This is a genomic window from Lysinibacillus sp. NPDC048646 (assembly GCF_050272295.1).
Taxonomy (GTDB): Bacteria; Bacillota; Bacilli; order Bacillales_A; family Planococcaceae; genus Lysinibacillus.
Genome location: NZ_JBNNLZ010000001.1, coordinates 168089 through 186463, shown reverse-complemented (window position 1 = coordinate 186463; position 18375 = coordinate 168089). Strand labels below are relative to the sequence as shown.

At 38.8% G+C, this 18375-nt stretch carries 19 protein-coding genes; all 19 read left to right on the top strand.

Translation table 11 applies throughout. The features are described from left to right. The first annotated feature begins 170 nt into the window (after positions 1-170). The 19 genes from ACQKII_RS00890 (at position 171) to ACQKII_RS00800 (ending at position 18345) form a co-directional block, all read left to right on the top strand. A complete protein-coding gene (locus tag ACQKII_RS00890; protein WP_427455429.1) occupies positions 171-704 on the top strand; it encodes a YceD family protein in 534 nt (177 codons plus the stop codon). Between the two features lie 24 nt (positions 705-728). Beyond that, positions 729-902: a 50S ribosomal protein L32 gene (gene rpmF / locus ACQKII_RS00885; protein WP_010858320.1), complete on the top strand. Its 174-nt coding sequence runs from the start codon at positions 729-731 to the stop codon at positions 900-902. Positions 903-1066: 164 nt separating this feature from the next. Further along, entirely contained in the window at positions 1067-1834 is a 768-nt protein-coding gene (locus tag ACQKII_RS00880; protein WP_427455427.1) for an enoyl-CoA hydratase/isomerase family protein, read from the top strand. A 110-nt stretch (positions 1835-1944) separates the two neighbouring features. Beyond that, positions 1945-2322, top strand: coding sequence for a transcriptional regulator (locus ACQKII_RS00875; protein ID WP_107923168.1), 378 nt, complete (start codon positions 1945-1947; stop codon positions 2320-2322). A 406-nt stretch (positions 2323-2728) separates the two neighbouring features. Further along, the gene (locus ACQKII_RS00870) at positions 2729-3631 is read left to right on the top strand and encodes a 2-dehydropantoate 2-reductase (RefSeq protein ID WP_427455425.1); all 903 of its coding nucleotides are present in this window, start codon (positions 2729-2731) and stop codon (positions 3629-3631) included. Next, on the top strand, positions 3628-4023 hold the full coding sequence (locus tag ACQKII_RS00865; RefSeq protein ID WP_427455423.1) for a DUF3397 domain-containing protein: 396 nt from the start codon (positions 3628-3630) through the stop codon (positions 4021-4023). Before ACQKII_RS00870 ends, ACQKII_RS00865 begins: the two co-directional genes overlap by 4 nt. Before the next feature lie 100 nt (positions 4024-4123). After that, a complete protein-coding gene (gene bshC, locus ACQKII_RS00860) occupies positions 4124-5740 on the top strand; it encodes a bacillithiol biosynthesis cysteine-adding enzyme BshC (protein ID WP_427455421.1) in 1617 nt (538 codons plus the stop codon). 254 nt (positions 5741-5994) lie between these two features. Beyond that, complete coding sequence (mraZ, locus tag ACQKII_RS00855) at positions 5995-6426, top strand: division/cell wall cluster transcriptional repressor MraZ (protein WP_427455419.1); 432 nt, start codon at positions 5995-5997, stop codon at positions 6424-6426. A 62-nt stretch (positions 6427-6488) separates the two neighbouring features. After that, positions 6489-7439 carry a 16S rRNA (cytosine(1402)-N(4))-methyltransferase RsmH gene (rsmH, locus tag ACQKII_RS00850; RefSeq protein WP_427455417.1) on the top strand — a complete coding sequence of 317 codons (951 nt, stop codon included), beginning with the start codon at positions 6489-6491 and terminating at the stop codon, positions 7437-7439. Next, the gene (gene ftsL / locus ACQKII_RS00845; RefSeq protein WP_143997546.1) at positions 7440-7808 is read left to right on the top strand and encodes a cell division protein FtsL; all 369 of its coding nucleotides are present in this window, start codon (positions 7440-7442) and stop codon (positions 7806-7808) included. Next, positions 7805-10030, top strand: a complete 2226-nt coding sequence (locus ACQKII_RS00840) for a penicillin-binding protein (RefSeq protein WP_427455415.1) — start codon at positions 7805-7807, stop codon at positions 10028-10030. The genes ftsL and ACQKII_RS00840 overlap by 4 nt, the downstream gene beginning before the upstream one ends. A gap of 58 nt (positions 10031-10088) precedes the next feature. Next, positions 10089-12005 carry a stage V sporulation protein D gene (locus tag ACQKII_RS00835; protein WP_427455413.1) on the top strand — a complete coding sequence of 639 codons (1917 nt, stop codon included), beginning with the start codon at positions 10089-10091 and terminating at the stop codon, positions 12003-12005. A gap of 125 nt (positions 12006-12130) precedes the next feature. Beyond that, positions 12131-13105 (top strand): phospho-N-acetylmuramoyl-pentapeptide-transferase, encoded by a 975-nt coding sequence (mraY, locus tag ACQKII_RS00830; RefSeq protein WP_427455411.1) that lies wholly within the window; start codon positions 12131-12133, stop codon positions 13103-13105. Beyond that, entirely contained in the window at positions 13102-14451 is a 1350-nt protein-coding gene (murD, locus tag ACQKII_RS00825; RefSeq protein ID WP_427455409.1) for a UDP-N-acetylmuramoyl-L-alanine--D-glutamate ligase, read from the top strand. The genes mraY and murD overlap by 4 nt, the downstream gene beginning before the upstream one ends. A gap of 40 nt (positions 14452-14491) precedes the next feature. Continuing rightward, entirely contained in the window at positions 14492-15571 is a 1080-nt protein-coding gene (ftsW, locus tag ACQKII_RS00820; RefSeq protein ID WP_427455407.1) for a putative lipid II flippase FtsW, read from the top strand. A 21-nt stretch (positions 15572-15592) separates the two neighbouring features. Continuing rightward, positions 15593-16426, top strand: a complete 834-nt coding sequence (locus tag ACQKII_RS00815) for a cell division protein FtsQ/DivIB (protein WP_427455405.1) — start codon at positions 15593-15595, stop codon at positions 16424-16426. Next, on the top strand, positions 16404-17129 hold the full coding sequence (locus ACQKII_RS00810; protein ID WP_427455403.1) for a DUF881 domain-containing protein: 726 nt from the start codon (positions 16404-16406) through the stop codon (positions 17127-17129). The genes ACQKII_RS00815 and ACQKII_RS00810 overlap by 23 nt, the downstream gene beginning before the upstream one ends. A gap of 121 nt (positions 17130-17250) precedes the next feature. Beyond that, the gene (locus ACQKII_RS00805) at positions 17251-17970 is read left to right on the top strand and encodes a DUF881 domain-containing protein (protein WP_427455401.1); all 720 of its coding nucleotides are present in this window, start codon (positions 17251-17253) and stop codon (positions 17968-17970) included. Positions 17971-17973: 3 nt separating this feature from the next. After that, a complete protein-coding gene (locus ACQKII_RS00800; RefSeq protein WP_427455399.1) occupies positions 17974-18345 on the top strand; it encodes a small basic family protein in 372 nt (123 codons plus the stop codon). Positions 18346-18375 lie beyond the last annotated feature (30 nt).

The window sequence follows — 18375 nt, the reverse complement described above, 5'->3', positions numbered from 1 at the left end:
ATTTATGTCACACATTGGCGCAGTTTTGACGATGCGTGTGCGGACGGGTACGAATGTGCTATTATTAAGTATAATTATAGGTGGGTTTTAGAGTGGTGACAAGAAATTATCTTGACATCTATTTTTACACATTATATAATCAACAGTGTTGTCTCGAGGTGATTAAACGAATGAAATGGTCAATTCATCAATTATCTAAATACCGCCAAGACGGAATGCCAATTGATGCCTATGTACAGTTGGACGAGGTGATGGAGCGAAACCAGGATATTCGAGCAATTTCGCCCGTTCATGTAAAAGGGCTATGTACTTTCGGTGCATCGCAAATGACATGTCAGTTAACTGTGGCGGCAACGTTAACACTTTCATGTGCACGCACGTGGGAAGATGTTGAGTTTCCTATCGAAATTGAGACAGTTGAAATCTTCAGCTGGATTGATGATGAAAAAAGAGGGGAAGATGACGGAGACATTCACTATATTGATGGTGATGTAATCGACATGAAGCCAGTTATTGAGGAGCTAGTGCTTCTTGAGATACCAATGCAAGTATTCAAAGAGAATACCGAAGGACAAGTGCATGGTGGTAAAGACTGGACTTACGCAACGGATGAAGACGTTGAACTACACAAAAAAACTGACGTACCAAAAGTGGATCCAAGACTAGCTGCTTTAGCTAAGTATTTTGATCAAACAGACGAATAGACGATCTGTAAGGAGGTGCCATCAATGGCTGTACCATTTAGAAGAACTTCTAAAACTGCAAAAAGAAAGCGTCGTACGCATTTCAAACTATCTGTACCTGGTATGGTAGCTTGCCCAAACTGTGGTGAAGCTAAATTATCACACCGTGTTTGCAAAGCTTGCGGACAATACAAAGGTAAAGAAGTAGTAAGCAAATAATTCAGTGTTTGCTCACTTAAAAGGCTAGTAGAGAGACCATGGCTCTTTACTAGCCTTTTTGTTGGTTAAAAGAGACGGAATTTTTAGTTAATAACGAAAAGTTAAATAGTGCTATAATAATTTTGTGATACAATCTATCCAATGGGACAAAGGGGGAAATGGAAATGGCCTATACAATTGACAATAAAGAAGGCATCATGACGTTTACGATTAATCGGGAAGAAAAACGTAATGCAGTAAATGATGAGGTTATGGATGGTTTTCAGAAAGTAATTACATATATTCACAATCATAAGGATGTTCGTTTTTTAGTTGTAACAGGTGTGGGAGAGAAATCTTTCTGCTCTGGCGGTGATTTGTCGGAGTTTCATTCACTTGAAACAGAGGATGAGGCATTTGGGATGTTAAGTAAGATGGGGAAAATATTATATGATCTTGCGACTTTACCAGTACCGACGATTGCGTTAATGAATGGGACAGCCGTTGGGGGTGGTTGTGAGATTGCAACTGCTTGTGATTTCCGCCTAGTAGCAAGTCATGCGAAGTGTGGTTTCATACAAGGGACATTAGCGATTACAAGTGGCTGGGGTGGCGGTACATACTTATTTGAACGAGGTTTGCGCCACGATCGTGCGATGAAGATGCTAGTGGATGCGAAGCCATATCCTGCGGAATTACTATATGAGATTGGCTGGGCAATGCGTGTCTTTGAAGGGGCAAAAGAGGATGCGCTGAATGATTTTATTGAGCATATGCGAAAAATCCATCCTTCAGTGCACAAGGCATATAAGGAAATTGAGCTTCGTAAGTGGCGAGAACGAAATATGTATGAGCGTGTTATGGAAGAAGTGCGCACATGTGCGAAACTGTGGGAAAGCGAGGCTCATCACGAGGCGGTTAATAATTTTCTGACAAAAAAGAATAACAAGTAGTGTATAACGGCGGTGATTGTTAAAAAACATAATCACTGTCTTTTTTTATCCCGTGATTCTATTTTGCTCGCTAAAGCATATAGTAGTAAAAAATGTGAGGGTGATAGATTATGGAACTGAAAAAAAGAAAAGACCAATGGACAAAGGAAGATGATGAAAGATTAGCGGAAATTGTGTTGCATAATGTGCAAAATGGCAAAACACAGCTAGAGGCTTTTGAAATGGCGGCTCAGGAACTAGGCCGTACAAAACAAGCATGTGGTTTCCGATGGAATAAAACGTTACGTGGTCAATATAGTCAGTCACTATTAGCTGTACGAAATCAACCACAGCAATCTATGAGAAGTCATTTAAAATTGGCGTTGACAAGTTTTGATGAATTAACAGAGGCCTATCAAACGCTGGAAATTAAGCACCGTGAATTGCAGAATGAGCATGAAAAGCTAGTGAAATGGTTACAGCAAGGCTACTCTCTGATGAAAGATTAAAAATTTCAAAACGCAAAGATGGTAAGTAGAATTTATTTATATTTTATTTTAGAAATAATGGATTTTTAACCTTGAATGAGCGCAAATGCTTTCGAAGTATGGATGAAATAGTTATAACTAATAATGCATATGAACAACATTGCTTGAATCAATTCCTCATTACGTATCGTAAACAATTAGACAATCCTGTATAATAGAAGCACCTGCAAAGGAGGTGTCTCAGAGATGTTTCTGAGGCACCTCCTTCTGAGCGTAAGGGAAGTCGTTGTTATGAGGCATTTAATAGAGTGAAAGCACATGGAGGAACACGAAGTTCTTGTTATTTTAAAGAAAGTGCTGTTTAAAAGGTTTGTTTTCTCCTTTTTAGATAATAGCTTTTATATTATGTACAAGGTGGGGTTACGTTATGAATGTAGTAGTTATTGGTGCGGGGGCAGTCGGTCAGCTAACGGCAAGCTATTTAGCCGAGGCTGCTATGCACGTAACGTTAGTTGTAAGGCGACGAGAGCAAGCAAACCAACTAAATGTCGAACAGTTAACGAGAATGAATGTTGATGGAACAACAACGGTCCATCAAATCGTTTCAACAACAAAGTTAGCTGAGTTGACGCAGCAGGATTTGATTATAGTTGCGGTTAAATATGGTCAACTACAGGAGCTCTATGATCAAATAACTGTTCTACCAAATGAGGTACCATTATTATTTATGCAAAATGGCTTAGCGCATTACGATGAGGCGCTGCGTTTACCACAACAAAATATTGCCTTCTGCTCTGTTTCTTTTGGCGCCCAGGTAATAAATAATACAACTGTTCATCATAGAGGAATTGGTACCTGTAAAATTGCTGTTGCGCGTGGGAATAATGCTGTATTTAAAAAGCTCTCGCAAATGGAAAATCCTTTGTTTCCGCTTGAATTTGTTCAAAATCCTGAGCAGATGTTGTTTGAGAAAGCTGTCTTTAACTGCATGATTAATCCATTAACAGCTATTTTACAAGTGAAGAATGGGGAGCTTTTAACGAATAAACATGCATTTATATTAATGCAAACAATCTATCAAGAGCTAACGGAAGCTTTTGTGAATTTAGAATATACTATACCTTTTTCTGCGGTGACTGCCTTGTGTGAAAAAACCGCGGCGAATACGTCGTCTATGCTAACGGATCGTATACTTGGGAAAAAAAGTGAAATTGATACGATTGTTGGCCCAGTCTTGCAAAAAGCGTTAACGAACGGCCGTATTTTACCTACTCTAAGTACGTTATATAACCAAATGCTAGCGATAGAAGAGAGCGGTGAACGCTATTGAAAGATTTTTTACATATAATTATTAGTATCATTATTTTTTGTCCCTTACTGTTATTTATTCTTGTCTATTTAATTAGTCGAAAGGTTAACATTCGAGGTACACATGCTTTTGGCGCAGCTTCAGATGTTACTACATTTTGGTTATTTTTTTCAGTACCACTGGCGATTGGTGTGCTATGGGGAGTTAATATTGGTGCTCTGCTTGTAATGCTAGCAATAATGCTAGCGATGGTTTTTACATATATTGAATGGCGTACAAAAAAGGAACTTGAAGTGAAACCACTATTACGCAAAATTTGGCGTTTTTTATTTTTAGTTCTAAGTTCAGCGTATTTTCTTATTTGTCTAGTAGGTTTGATTCAATCCGTTGTAGAATATTTACAATCTGTATAAGCATTTTCTTTTCATGTTGAAGCCATAAGCGTTAAAATAAATAGCATTAAAAAGTTTATAACGAAATTGATGATTTAGTGAGTAGAGGAGTTTATGTTAAATGAAACTGGAGTCAATCCAAGTACCGGTTAAAAATCGTGTGCTAGCAGACTATTGGTCAACGAATACTGCCATTCATACGTTTTTTGAATACGAATATAGTGATGAATCGTTTATACAGCGAGTGAAATATTTAGAACAACAAGCGCGTGATCAAAAAGAATTAACAGCAATAATCCGTCAATTTATGGAGCCGCTGGGTTTATCAGAAAAAGTGAAGGAACATTTACAGCAATTAGAACAGGGAGCTGTCGCGGTTGTCGGTGGGCAACAAGCGGGTGTCTTAACAGGTCCACTTTACTCAATTCATAAGGCAATTTCAGTCATAACATTAGCGAAAGAGCAAAGTGAAAAACTTCAAAGAACAGTCGTGCCTGTTTTTTGGATAGCTGGTGAAGATCATGACTTAGAAGAGATAAACCACACATATACAATGCACGGTGTGGAGCTCAAAAAGCGCGCCTATAGTGAGCGTTCAAGACGTAAAACAATGGCGTCTACCACAAGTTTAAACAAAGAATCTATGACGCAATTAGTCAATACTATTGTAAAAGATTTTGGTGAAACAGTACACACTGAGGGACTCATCAAACAGCTGGTAGATGCACTAAACAAAAGTGAAACATTTACCGACTTCTTTGCGCGATTGATGAATCAATTGTTTAAAGAAGAAGGTTTACTAATGATTGATGCAGCTGACGTGAGTTTCCGACAATACGAAAGCAAGTATTTTGCGCAAATCATTCATCATAGTGAAGAAATTGCAAGATTAGTAACAGCGAAAGAAGCTGAGTTTGAACGTGTTGGCTATGATAAACCGATATTCGCAACGAATGAAGCGGCTAATCTATTCTATGTGAAAGATGGAGAACGCCATTTATTAGAAAGGCGACATCATCAATTTGTTAATTTAGCAGCAAATATTAAGCTTTCTCGTGAGGAGCTTTTGGCAATTGCAGAAAAACACCCTGAACAATTAAGTAATAATGTAGTCACGCGTCCGTTAATGCAGGAAATGGCATTACCGGTATTAGCATTCGTGGGAGGACCTGGGGAGCTAGCTTATTGGGCAACGTTAAAGGATGCCTTTTCGGTGTTAGACTTACAAATGCCTATTTTTGCACCACGACTCAATATTACGATTATCACACGTCAAGTAGAACAGCTATTGCGTGAATATAGTTTGACTGTTGAGGATGTGTGGAAAGGTAAAGCGTTGCAGCTGAAAAATCAATTTATTGCTGATGTGCAAGATGATGAAGCGAAACGTCAAATCCAAACTATGCAGCGATTACTGTTAGAACAATATGAGGCATTTGAGACATACTTAACTGAACAACAAATGCCGCTTGAAAAAATTCTTGCGAAAAATAAAGAAAATCATATAAAACAATTTGAGTACATGCAACAAAAAGTTGAGCAAATGGTACTTGGTAAACATGAGACGACAATTCGCAAATTTACGAAGCTACAAAATGAGCTATACCCAAATGACGGATACCAAGAACGATCATATAATCCGTATCAATATATCAATGAGTTTGGATCTAAACTAATTGATGAAATGCTTGGAAAAACATACAGTATCGGAAATCACCACTATGTGCTTTATCTTTAATAAGTAAAATTGAGTCTTTTTTCCTATATGACTATATGAAATTTTTATTAATTTGATGAACTTAGTCGAATAACAGGTAAAATAAAGAGCTACCCACCTAAGGGTAGCTCTTTATTTATGTCATTTAGCACATATCAAATAATTCGCTAAAGGTCTAATTTCATATTAGAAGTTAAATTGTCAAGTTTTTTTTAAAAAAAGTGGAGGAAAGTGGGGGGATGTGGTACATTATTTAATAAAGTGGGGTGAATAGCATGTTCATGGGAGAATATCAACACTCTGTTGATGCGAAAGGACGATTAATCGTGCCCGCAAAATTTCGTGAAGCCTTGGGCGAAACGTTTGTAGTGACACGCGGTCTCGATAATTGTTTGTTTGGCTATCCTATGGATGAATGGCGAAAACTCGAAGAAAAATTAAAAGGTTTACCGATGACAAAGAAGGATACCCGTGCATTTGCAAGGTTCTTCTTTTCCGGTGCGACAGAAGTTGAGATAGACAAGCAGGGACGTATTAACATTCCTTCAACCCTCGTACAGCATGCACACCTTGTAAAAGAATGTGTAGTGTTGGGCGTTTCAAATCGAATTGAAATATGGGCTAAAGATGCTTGGGAAACTTACTTTAATGAATCAGAACAATGTTTTAATGAAATTGCAGAAAATATGATTGGCTTTGATTTTTAACTTTTGTATGGGACGTTTTTACGTCAATTGAATGAAGTTAAGGCCTGAAGGGAGCGAGTGGTATGTTTGATCATACAACCGTGTTATTAAAAGAAACTGTTGATGGGTTGAACATCGATCCTGATGGTGTATATGTGGACTGTACGCTTGGCGGAGCAGGGCATAGTGAATATTTAGTAAAACAATTATCTGATAAAGGTCGTCTCATTTGCTTTGATCAAGATACGATCGCTATTGACAACGCGAAAGTTCGTTTGGCACCTTATCTAGAGCGTGTGACATTTGTACATTCAAACTTCCGTTATTTAAAAGAAGAACTATTAGCACTTGGCATTGAAGAAGTAGATGGCATTTTATATGATCTTGGCGTATCTTCTCCCCAATTAGATACGCCAGATAGAGGTTTTAGCTATCACCATGATGCACCGCTTGATATGCGCATGGATCAAACGGCTACACTTTCAGCATTCCATGTTGTAAATGAATGGGCTTATGGTGATCTAGTGCGAATATTCTTCCGCTATGGGGAAGAAAAGTTTTCGAAACAAGTTGCTCGTAAAATCGAAGAGGCACGTAAAACGGCACCGATTGAAACAACAGGACAGCTTGTAGAACTGATTAAAGAGGGTATTCCAGCAGCGGCTCGCCGTAAAGGTGGACATCCTGCGAAGCGTATATTTCAAGCAATTAGAATTGCTGTCAATGACGAGCTAGGCGCAGCAGAGGACTCACTAGTCGATGCGATTGATATGATTAACGTAGGTGGACGCATTAGTGTCATTACGTTCCATTCTTTGGAGGACCGCCTATGCAAGACCATTTTTAAGGAAGCGTCATCATTACCGGAATTACCGCCGAATTTACCTGTAATTCCTGAGGGCATGAAGCCAACTTTAAAGCTTGTAACGAGAAAGCCGATTGTTCCTTCTGATGAAGAATTAGAAGTAAATAACCGTGCACGTTCAGCGAAACTTAGAGTGGTGGAGAAAATTAACGACAAAGGGCGTGAGTAAATGGCAGCAGTTCGTGTAAGGCAGCACCAACAGCAACATGTGCAACAACCGATAACACCACCTAGTCCACAACCCACTATCATACGTCGTAAAAAAACAAAACAGAAATTTGAAAAGACGATGCTAATTGTCCTAGTTAGCATTATTGCTGTACTAGCCGTACTAGTAATAAATAATCAAGCAGCTATACAAACGACAAGCATGGATATTCAAAAAATCGAAGCAGAGGCAGATGAGATTGCGAGACAGAATGTTGACTTGACAGTACGTGTAAGTGAACTTTCTACATACGAAAACATATGGAAAAAAGCAGAAGAACTCGGTTTAACTCAAAATGAGAAAAATGTAAAGGTAGTGCCGGGAAAATGAAAAAAAAGAGATTTCGATTCCAATGGGGAGCCTTTCTATTATTAATTTTTTATGGAGGGCTCTTTTTCCTATTATTTTCCAGAATGATCACATTACAAGCGACAGGTGAAGCAGAGGGACAAGCACTTGCGGCAAAGGCTGCAGCTAAGTATAGCAAAGAGAGTGCGATTACTGCGAGCCGTGGGAAAATTTACGATAGAAACGGACAAACAATTGCCGAAGACACGCTAAGTTATCGCTTAATAGCAGTTGTCAATGAGAGTGCAACGGTGAATAAAGAGAAACCTCGTCATGTCGTTGATGCGGAAAAGACTGCCAAAGTTTTAGCAAAGTACATTGACAGCAAGATGATGGATGAAGAAGCAATATACAAACAGCTGACAAAATTGAAGCCAGATGGCGAAAAGCCCTATCAGGTTGAGTTTGGTAGTGCAGGTCGCGGGATTAACCATGAAGTCATGAGCAAAATTAAAGCGGAAGGTTTACCAGGGATTTTATTTGTCAGTGATTTAAAACGCTATTATCCAAATGGGGTATTTGCCTCACATTTAATCGGCTTTGCAATAAAAGAGGACAAAGAAGACGGCTCAGTAACGACTAAAGGTAAAATGGGGCTTGAATACACGTATGACAAGGAGCTAACTGGAGAAAACGGCAAAATGAAATACCAAACGGATGCTTTTAGTTATTTATTGCCGAACAGTGAGAAGATGGTAACGCCAGCGAAGAATGGTGACGACATCTTTTTAACGATTGATAAAACGATTCAAAGTTTTTTAGAGGAAGCAATGACTAAAGTTGCACAGGAATATAATCCTGAATCAATGACGGCTATTATTGCGGATCCAAAAACAGGGAAAATCTTGGCGATGTCACAGCGACCTACATTTAATCCCGATACACGTGAAGGTAAAAACATGAAATGGTTAAATGAGGTTATTGAAGAGACGATTGAACCAGGCTCGACGATGAAAACGTTCACGTTAGCTTCGGCTATTGATACTGGGACATGGGATCCAAATAAGCACTATCAATCAGGCTCGTATACAATCCTTGACCGAACTATTCGAGATCATAATAGATACGGTTGGGGCAAAATTTCCTATTTAGAGGGCTTCCAACGCTCATCCAATACCGCAATGGCACACTTATTAAAAGTTATTGGTGACGATAATTTTCTTGAGTATCTAGATAGATTTGGTTTTGGTAAGAAAACAGGTATTGATTTACCGAATGAAGCAACGGGTACGATTTTATCGCAATACCCAATTCAACGTGTTACAACAACTTATGGTCAAGGCTCCACGGTAACACCAATTCAACTTATTCAAGCGATGACAGCGATTGCGAATGACGGAACGATGATGCAGCCCTACGTAATTGATCGTATTGTTGACTCATCAACAGGGAAAACGATTCAAAATCATGAGCCGGTTGAAAAGGGACAACCAGTTTCAGCCGACACAGCGAAGCAAGTACGGGAAATACTCGCTTCTACATTAACGTCAGAATTCGGAGTAGCAAAGGATTTTGTGCTCGATGAATATCAAGTCGCAGGGAAAACGGGTACTGCCCAAATTCCTAAGGCAAATGGTGAATATTCTTGGGGGGCAAATCAGTTTCTGTATTCATTTTTAGGTATGGCACCAGTAGATGATCCACAATTAATTATGTATGTATCGGTAACAAAGCCAAAACTTAAAAATGAACTTGGCTCTGTACCCGTGTCAAAAATATTTAATCCTGTCATGCAAAATAGTTTAAAACATTTAAACATTAACCCTGAGGATGTTCAGCATGTTAATCATGTAAATATTCAAGATTATACTGGGAAAAACGCACAAGCAGTGCAGGTGGAGCTAGCGAATGACGGCTTGCAACCAGTAATTGTAGGTGCTGGTGGTGAAATTATTGAACAATATCCTAAAGGCAAACAAAAACTTGTAAAAGGTAGTACGGTATTCTTAAAAACAGCAGGTGATACGACCCTGCCAAACTTTACGGATTGGTCGTTGCGTCATGTACTCGTCTTCAAATCGATGTCAGGTCTACAAATCGAAGTAGTCGGAGAGGGCTTTGCTGTAGGTCAAAGTGTATCTGCGGGTACAGTGATATCGGATCATGCACCGATTGTAGTTAAGCTGAAAACACCTGCTGAAAGCTTTGTGAAAGACGTAGAAGCTTCATCCGAAGGTGAATTAGAACAAACAGAGGATGAATAGATACTGAATAGAAGTCCACTTTATTTCATACGTTGTAAAAAACAAGGTGTGATGTCGAATGAAGTGGATTTCTATCCATTCAAAAAAGCGTTTACGTATTTTATATGTATTGTTTATGTTTGTAGCAGTGGCAATTGTTATTCGTCTGTTCTTTTTGCAGATATTTGACCAAAAGGAACTGACGAAAAAGGCGGAAGAAAACTGGGATCGTGAAATTCCTTTTGCGAATGAGCGAGGACATATTACGGACAGAGACGGTAATGGTATTGTGAAAAATAAGCTAGCACCTACTTTATATTTTATGCCCTCGCAAAGTAATGATATTGAAGGTGCAGCGGCAAAAATTGCACAAGTGCTTGAAGTAGATGAACAAAAACTTTTGGAAAAAATGAAGAAAAAAGTATCCTTAGTAAAACTGGCACCTGAAGGCAAGAATATTTCCTATGAGAAAGCCGTTACATTACAAGGTATGCAAATTGAAGGATTATATAGTGGTGTCGATTATTCAAGGGACTATCCCTACGGTACGTTACTATCACGTTTCATTGGTTTTACAGGTTATGATGCGCAAGGGCTAGCAGGTATTGAATATGAATACGATAAACTATTAAAGGCAAACTCCTCTGCTATACGGCTTTTTACAGATGCTAGAGGCAATAACTTGTCTAATGTAGCGAGTGCATGGAAGTCTGGAGAAGATGGGGCAACGGTAGAACTAACGATTGATGTGGATGTACAACAGGTGGTTGAGCGTGAATTGTCACAGGCAATGGAACGCTATGAAGCCGACCAAGCGATGGCGATTGCGATGGACCCCAACACTGGGGAAATATTAGCGTTATCCTCCTATCCGACCTTTCATCCAGCAAAATACCAATTAGTAGAGCCAGCCATCTATAATCGAAATTTACCGGTTTGGATGACCTATGAACCAGGTTCTACGTTTAAAATTATTACGCTTAGTGCGGCACTAGAAGAAAATGTAGTGGATTTAGAACATGACACTTTCTACGATCCTGGTTATGCCATGGTTGCAGGAGCTAGACTGCGCTGTTGGAAACGTGAAGGACATGGACATGAAACTTTTCTAGAAGTTGTAGAAAACTCTTGTAATCCAGGTTTTATTGAATTAGGCCAGCGTATTGGTAACGAAAAGCTACTTCAGTATATTAAAGACTTTGGTTTCGGTGAAAAAACAGGTTCCAATATTGCTGGTGAAGCATCAGGCATTTTATTTTCAAAAGAAGCATTTGGACCAGTAGAGCAAGCAACGACCTCATTTGGGCAAGGCGTAGCGGTAACTCCAATTCAACAGGTGCAAGCAGTTGCCGCTGCAGTGAATGGGGGCAAGCTTTATACGCCATATGTTGTGAAAAAGGTTTTTAATCCGACTACAGGGGAAGTTATAAAGGAAACTGAACCGGTCGTGAAAAGGCAGGTTATTCGTGAAGAAACATCTGCAAAGGTACGAGGGGCGTTGGAATCTGTTGTTGCAAAGGGTTCAGGACGCCAAGCCTATCGGGATGGTTTACGTATTGGGGGGAAAACGGGTACAGCACAAAAAGTGGAAAATGGTCGTTATAAGGATGGCGAATATATCGTATCGTTCATAGGTTTTGCACCAGCGGATAATCCACAGATTGTGGTCTATGTAGCAGTAGATAACCCGAAGAAAACGACGCAATTTGGTGGAGTTGTGGCAGCGCCAATTGTTGGTCAAATTATTGAAGATGTTGCACCTTTTATTGGTATTGAAAAATCAAAGGAACAGCTTGAAAAAGATTATCGTTGGGGTGACCCGATTACTGTGAAGGTACCAAGTTTTATTGGTCAAACAAAGGATGATATTGCCAAGCAACATTACCCATTCCGTATTGAATGGCACGGGGAAGGAGCTAAAATTGGTAGTCAATTACCTGAAGTGGATAGTGTTATCGAACAAGATGGCACCATACATTTATATTTAGAGAGCTAATGTAACTTTACCTTTAAAAAAAGGGAAAGAACCACTATTATTATGAAGGGTAGTAATAAATATATGAAAGTTTGTACTTTTTTCTTAATGAAGAAAGGGAAACAAGATTTAAAGGAGATTTTTCAATGAAACTCGCAACAACGCTTACCATTTTAGCTATTGCTTTTATAGTAACAGTTATCCTGGCACCAATTTTTATTCCGCTTCTTCGTCGACTGAAGTTTGGGCAAAGTATTCGTGAAGAAGGGCCAAAATCCCATATGAAAAAAGCGGGTACCCCGACAATGGGTGGCCTTATCTTTTTAGCTGCCATTATCCTCACAACTGTGGGAATTGGTAACTTTTTAGATTTATTCACGACACAAACCGTAGTCCTATTACTCGTTTTAGCAGGATTTGGATTGATAGGCTTTCTAGACGATGGTTTAAAGGTGATTTTCAAACGTAATTTGGGATTAACTTCGATTCAAAAGCTAATAGGTCAAATTGTTATTGCCATTCTTGCTTATTTCTTATTGTATGTTGGTTCATTTGACACAACACTGGCCATTCCATTTACAGATTGGACGATTGATCTTGGTTTCTTCTATGTAGCCTTTTTAATTTTCTGGTTAGTTGGCTTCTCAAATGCAGTCAACTTAACGGATGGTCTAGACGGCCTTGTGGCGGGAACAGCATCTATTGCATTTGCTGCATTTGGTGTTATCGCGTTATTCCAGAATCAAGCAGACATCGCCTTATTCGCATTTGCAGTGACTGGTGCTCTACTTGGATTTTTACTATTCAACGCAAATCCAGCGAAGGTGTTTATGGGGGATACGGGTTCACTTGCCCTTGGCGGTGCGCTTGCAATGGTATCTGTTTTAGTAAAAGAAGAGTTTTTACTCGTATTAGTTGGATTAGTATTTGTGATAGAGACATTATCCGTTATTTTACAGGTGGGGAGCTTTAAAATTCGCAAAAAACGTATTTTTAAAATGAGCCCTATCCACCATCATTTTGAATTATCTGGTTGGTCAGAATGGAAGGTAGTACTTGTCTTTTGGTCAACTGCTTTAGCAGTAGCATTGATTGCAGTCTTATCGGAGGCGTTCTTATGAGAAATTATACAGATTTACAACATAAAAAAATTCTTGTTCTAGGTCTAGCCAAAAGTGGTGTAGCAGCAGCTGAAATATTACATGAACTTGGAGCCTTTGTGACGGTCAATGATTCAAAGCCGTTTGATGAAAGCCCAGACGCGCAAGGCTTATTACAAAAAGGGATTACGGTTATTTGTGGACGCCATCCAGAAGATTTGCTAGATGAAGGTTTTGAGTTGGTCGTAAAAAATCCAGGAATTCCATATAGCAATAAAATTGTTGCAGATGCATTAAGCCGTGATATTCCAGTATGGACAGAAATAGAACTGGCATATTTAATTAGCGATGCACCATTTATTGGTATTACAGGCTCTAATGGTAAGACTACGACAACTACACTGATTTTTGAAATGCTGGATAATGGAGCGAAAAAGCCGTTAATCGCAGGGAATATTGGTACAGTTGCATGTGGTGTAGCAAGAGAAGCAGAAAAAGATAATGTGATTGTCACTGAACTTTCTTCTTTCCAACTAATGGGGACAAAAACATACAAGCCAAAAATCGCTATTTTAACAAATCTTTACGATGCACATCTTGATTATCATGGTACTTTTGATAATTATGCAGAGGCAAAGTTTGGGGTAGCGCGTAATCAGGATGAAAATGATTATTTCATCTATAATGCCGATCAACCAATTGTAGTTGGTTATGCGACAAAATCAAAAGCAAAAAAAGTGCCATTTACCTCAAGTGGACGTGCAGCTGAAGGTATTAGTGCAGACGATACAATCATCTACTGGCAAGGTGAGCCTTACATGGAACGAGCGAATATTGCTCTTCCCGGTAAGCATAACTTAGAAAATATTTTAGCAGCAGTAGCAGCTTGTATATTAGTCGGTTGTGAAAAAGAGAAAATGGAAGAAGTTTTAGCAAAGTTCGGGGGCGTTCGTCACCGTACGCAATTTGTCCGTGAATGGAATGGTCGAAAGATTTACAATGACTCCAAAGCGACAAATTGCTTAGCAACGAAAAGTGCCGTGGATGCATTCCAGGCACCTGTCATTTTACTTGCAGGTGGCTTAGACCGTGGTCATTCATTTGAAGAGTTACGCCCTTGCATGAATCATGTAAAAGGTGTTGTAGCATTTGGTGAAACAGGCTTACGCTTTGTAGAATTTGCGAAATCTTGTGGTGTGCGGCAAACGATTATTGCTCAAAACGTAGAGGATGCAGTGCATTATGCTGCACCTATGTCTGCGGAGGGTGATGTTATTCTACTATCGCCAGCATGTGCAAGTTGGGATCAATATGACAGCTTTGAAATTCGAGGTGACGTTTTTATTGATGCTGTAATGAAGCTGTAATGAGCCTGTAACTATTTTAGAATATACTTGACTTGGAAGGATGGCATTACTGAGAGGGAAAGAAAGCTATATATTGCTCGTCACAACTTTGATGCTATCAATAATCGGCATTATTTTCGTCTATTCTGCAGGTACCTATTGGAGTGCCATTCATTATAGTGGAAAAATGTCGTTTTATATGAAGCAAAGTATATACTTTGTTGTAGCTATTGTAGTGTTTCTAATTACCATTCGATTAAATATTCTGAAGGAGCAGTCCTTTTGGAAATTGGCTTATATCTTTTCATTGGTTTTACTAGTCCTTGTACTCATACCCGGTATTGGACTTGTAAGAAATGGTTCTCAAAGTTGGATTGGTGTAGGTCCGTTAACGATACAACCAGCAGAGCTGACGAAAATTACAGTCATCGTGTACATGAGTCATATATTAGCGCAACATAAAACAGGGACACCGATTGTTAATTGGCGGCATGGATTAATCTTGCTATTACCTGTTGTACTAATAATGTTGCAACCGGATTTTGGTTCCGTATTTATACTTGTTGTATCAGTATTCTTATTGTTTTTTGTAGCAGGGTATCCGCTAAAGTTGTATGCGATGTTTATGGTAGCTGGTATTGCGGGATTAGCTATATTAATTGTAACCGCGCCTTATCGGCTCAAGCGCATTGAAGCATTTATTGACCCTTGGGTAGATCCATTAGGGAGTGGCTTTCAGGCGGTGCAATCGTTAATGGCGATTGGACCAGCGGGTATTTTTGGACATGGTTTTGGTCAGAGTAGACAAAAGTTTTTATATTTACCTGAACCGCAAAATGACTTTATTTATGCGATTATTCTTGAAGAAGTTGGATTACTTGGTGGGCTCGTTATTTTAGCTTTATTTGTGTTAGCGATATACGCTGGCTATAAATTCGCTGTACAGGCTAAGAGCAGAACTTCTTACTACGCTATTATTGGACTTGTGACGATGTTAACTGTGCAAGCATTTTTAAATATAGCTGTAGTCATTGGTTTGGTACCTGTAACAGGTGTCACATTACCCTTTATTAGCTATGGCGGAACATCTTTAGTAACAATGTGGTTAATAATAGGTATTATTTATCAATTAGCGAAATAAATATAAAGGAGGAGTACTTTTTTGGAGAAAGTAATTGATATAGAAGATCGCATACCTACGCTTAAAAAGCGACGAAAAAAGCGTACGAATCGCAAATTTATAGTGCTAATATTACTTTTCTTTTTAGTACTAGCAGTACTCCTTTATTTTCAATCTCCTTACAGTGATATCCGAAAAATAACGGTTAATGGTGCACAACTAGCAGATGAACAATATTATTTAAACGCTAGTAAACTTGCACCAGGAAAGTCGATGTGGAGCTTTAAAGTGGTCGATGTAGAAGAGGCTTTACAGAAGGATAAATGGGTACAAGATGCACAAGTTAAGCGTAATTGGTTACAAGGCGTAACGATTGATATAAAGGAATGGAAAAAAGTTGCGTACTTAGCTGGTGATGGTACCTATTATCCATTACTTGAGAATGGGAAACGTTTTGAGCAGGCTGAAGACAATATTCCGATTGATGCACCTGTCTTTATTGGCATAACTGGTGAAAAAACGATTCACAAGCTTGTAGAACAGTTAGCACGTTTAAAACCGGAAGTATTAGCCTTAATTTCACAAGTAAATACGAATGGTAATGAGACCAATCCAAATGCGGTCAAGCTTTATATGAATGATGGCTATGAGGTGCGAGCAGTTATTCAGACATTAGCAGAAAAGCTAAATTATTACCCTTCAATTGTAGCGCAAATTGCAAATTTAGAAAAAGGTATTATCGATTTAGAGGTCGGCTCGTATTATCGTCCTTTTAATGATGAGTACAACCAAGTTAGTATTGACATGGTAGAAAATCCAGATGGAGAAACGGCCAACCAGGAAGTGACAGAAGATGAACAACAAGAAAACGAATAGTAAAGGGAATTTCTTTTCAAGAAAACAATTTGAGCTACTCATCGTTTGCATGACAACAGGCTTTATCATCGGCTATTCCTACAACCAGGCGAAGGATAATCGAGAATCAGGTGCGATTGACTCACAGCTTTTGCAAGAAGATTCATATCGTGAGGAGTTAATTGAACAGCAAGAGCGCAATAAAGAACTGACAGAAGAGGCAAGTGCTTTACAAGAGAAAATTCGCAAATATGAAAAACAATTTGTATCTAGTGAAAAAGATTATCAGCAACTTGTTGAACAAGCAGAAGATTTACGTTTATTGTTAGGAGATTTAAATGCAGAAGGAAAAGGATTACGTATAACACTTCAAGATGGTGATTATGATCCTAAATCTGTAAATCCTAATGATTATATTGTGCATGAAAGTCATATTTTCAAGCTACTAAATGAACTGAAAATCTCTGGTGCACAGGCAATTGCTATTAACGGACAACGGATTATGGCAAATTCTTATATACGCTGTAATGGGCCTGTTATCACGATTGATGGCAAACAACACCCGGCGCCATTTGTGATTGAGGCGGTAGGAGATTCAGCAACACTCAGTGCCTCCTTAAACTTAAGTGGAGGCGTTGTTGACCAGCTAGTAAATGACAATATTGTGGTGTCACTAGAAGAAAATCAAAAACTAACAATGCCAAATGTAAAAATAGAAAGTTAATGATATCTAATAGTTGTAAAATTTTCTAGGACAAGCCTTCGGTGGTTGTGAAAGCTCCTTGCACAAGTTTGGACGCAATGATGCCGAGGCGTTCAGAACGATACGTCTAGGAGGGGCTATTTTGAAAAAAAATATGTACACCCGAATAACGATCGTGCTATTTATTATCGGTTTGATGATAGCGGTACAGTACAATACCATTCAAAAACCAGCTGAGCGAGATACACGAGATATTTGGGCTATACGCGAAGAATTGGCAGAAGAGAAAAAAAGGCATTCCACATTATTAGCAGATATCCGCTCACTTAATGATGTAGTGGGTCGCTATGAGCAATCTGAAAAAACAAATTTACAATCTATTTTAAATGAAACATTGGATCGGTTAAAACAGCAGGCAGGACTTACAGATGTCATAGGACCAGGAGTTATACTCCGTGTTGCACCAGCGCCGGAATTAGTAGCAATGGGCTATAACATCGAAGAAATTTCACCTGATTTACTTACTCAATTACTGAATGCCTTGTTTAAATACGATGCTGCAAATGTTGCCATTGATGGGAACCGCATTGTACATACAACAGCCATTCGAGACATAAATGGACAAACAACGGTGAATAGTGTTCCGCTATCCTCACCGCCTTTCGAAATTTATGTTGGTACAACTTCATTTAAGGAAGCTCAGAAAATGTATAGCTCGATTCAAGCTTCAACATTTATCGACTCCTTTTACTTAGATAATTTCAATTTAGTAATAGAAGAGCCGACTGAATATTTAACAATCCCAGCATTCAATCATCCATTGACAAACGATTATTTAACAGAGGGCAAAAAAGGAGATTAATATATGTGGCTACCATTTTTAGGCTTAGTGTTAGGACTTGCCTTGGGCTTATTAACAAATATCCAGATACCCTCAATTTATGAAAATTATCTTTCAATAGCTGTTTTGGCAGCGTTAGATACGTTATTTGGCGGCATACGTGCTCAATTACAGCAAGTTTATGATGACAAAGTTTTTGTGTCAGGTTTCTTTTTTAATATAGTTCTGGCAGCAGGACTTGCCTTCTTAGGTGTGAATTTAGGTGTAGACTTGTATTTAGCAGCCATTTTTGCTTTTGGAGTACGTTTGTTCCAAAATATAGCAATAATTAGGCGTATTTTACTAACGAGGCTAGGTGAAAAATGTCACAAGAAGAACAAAACTTCCATAGAATAAGAGAAAAGTTGTCCAAAATACTCGATTTGC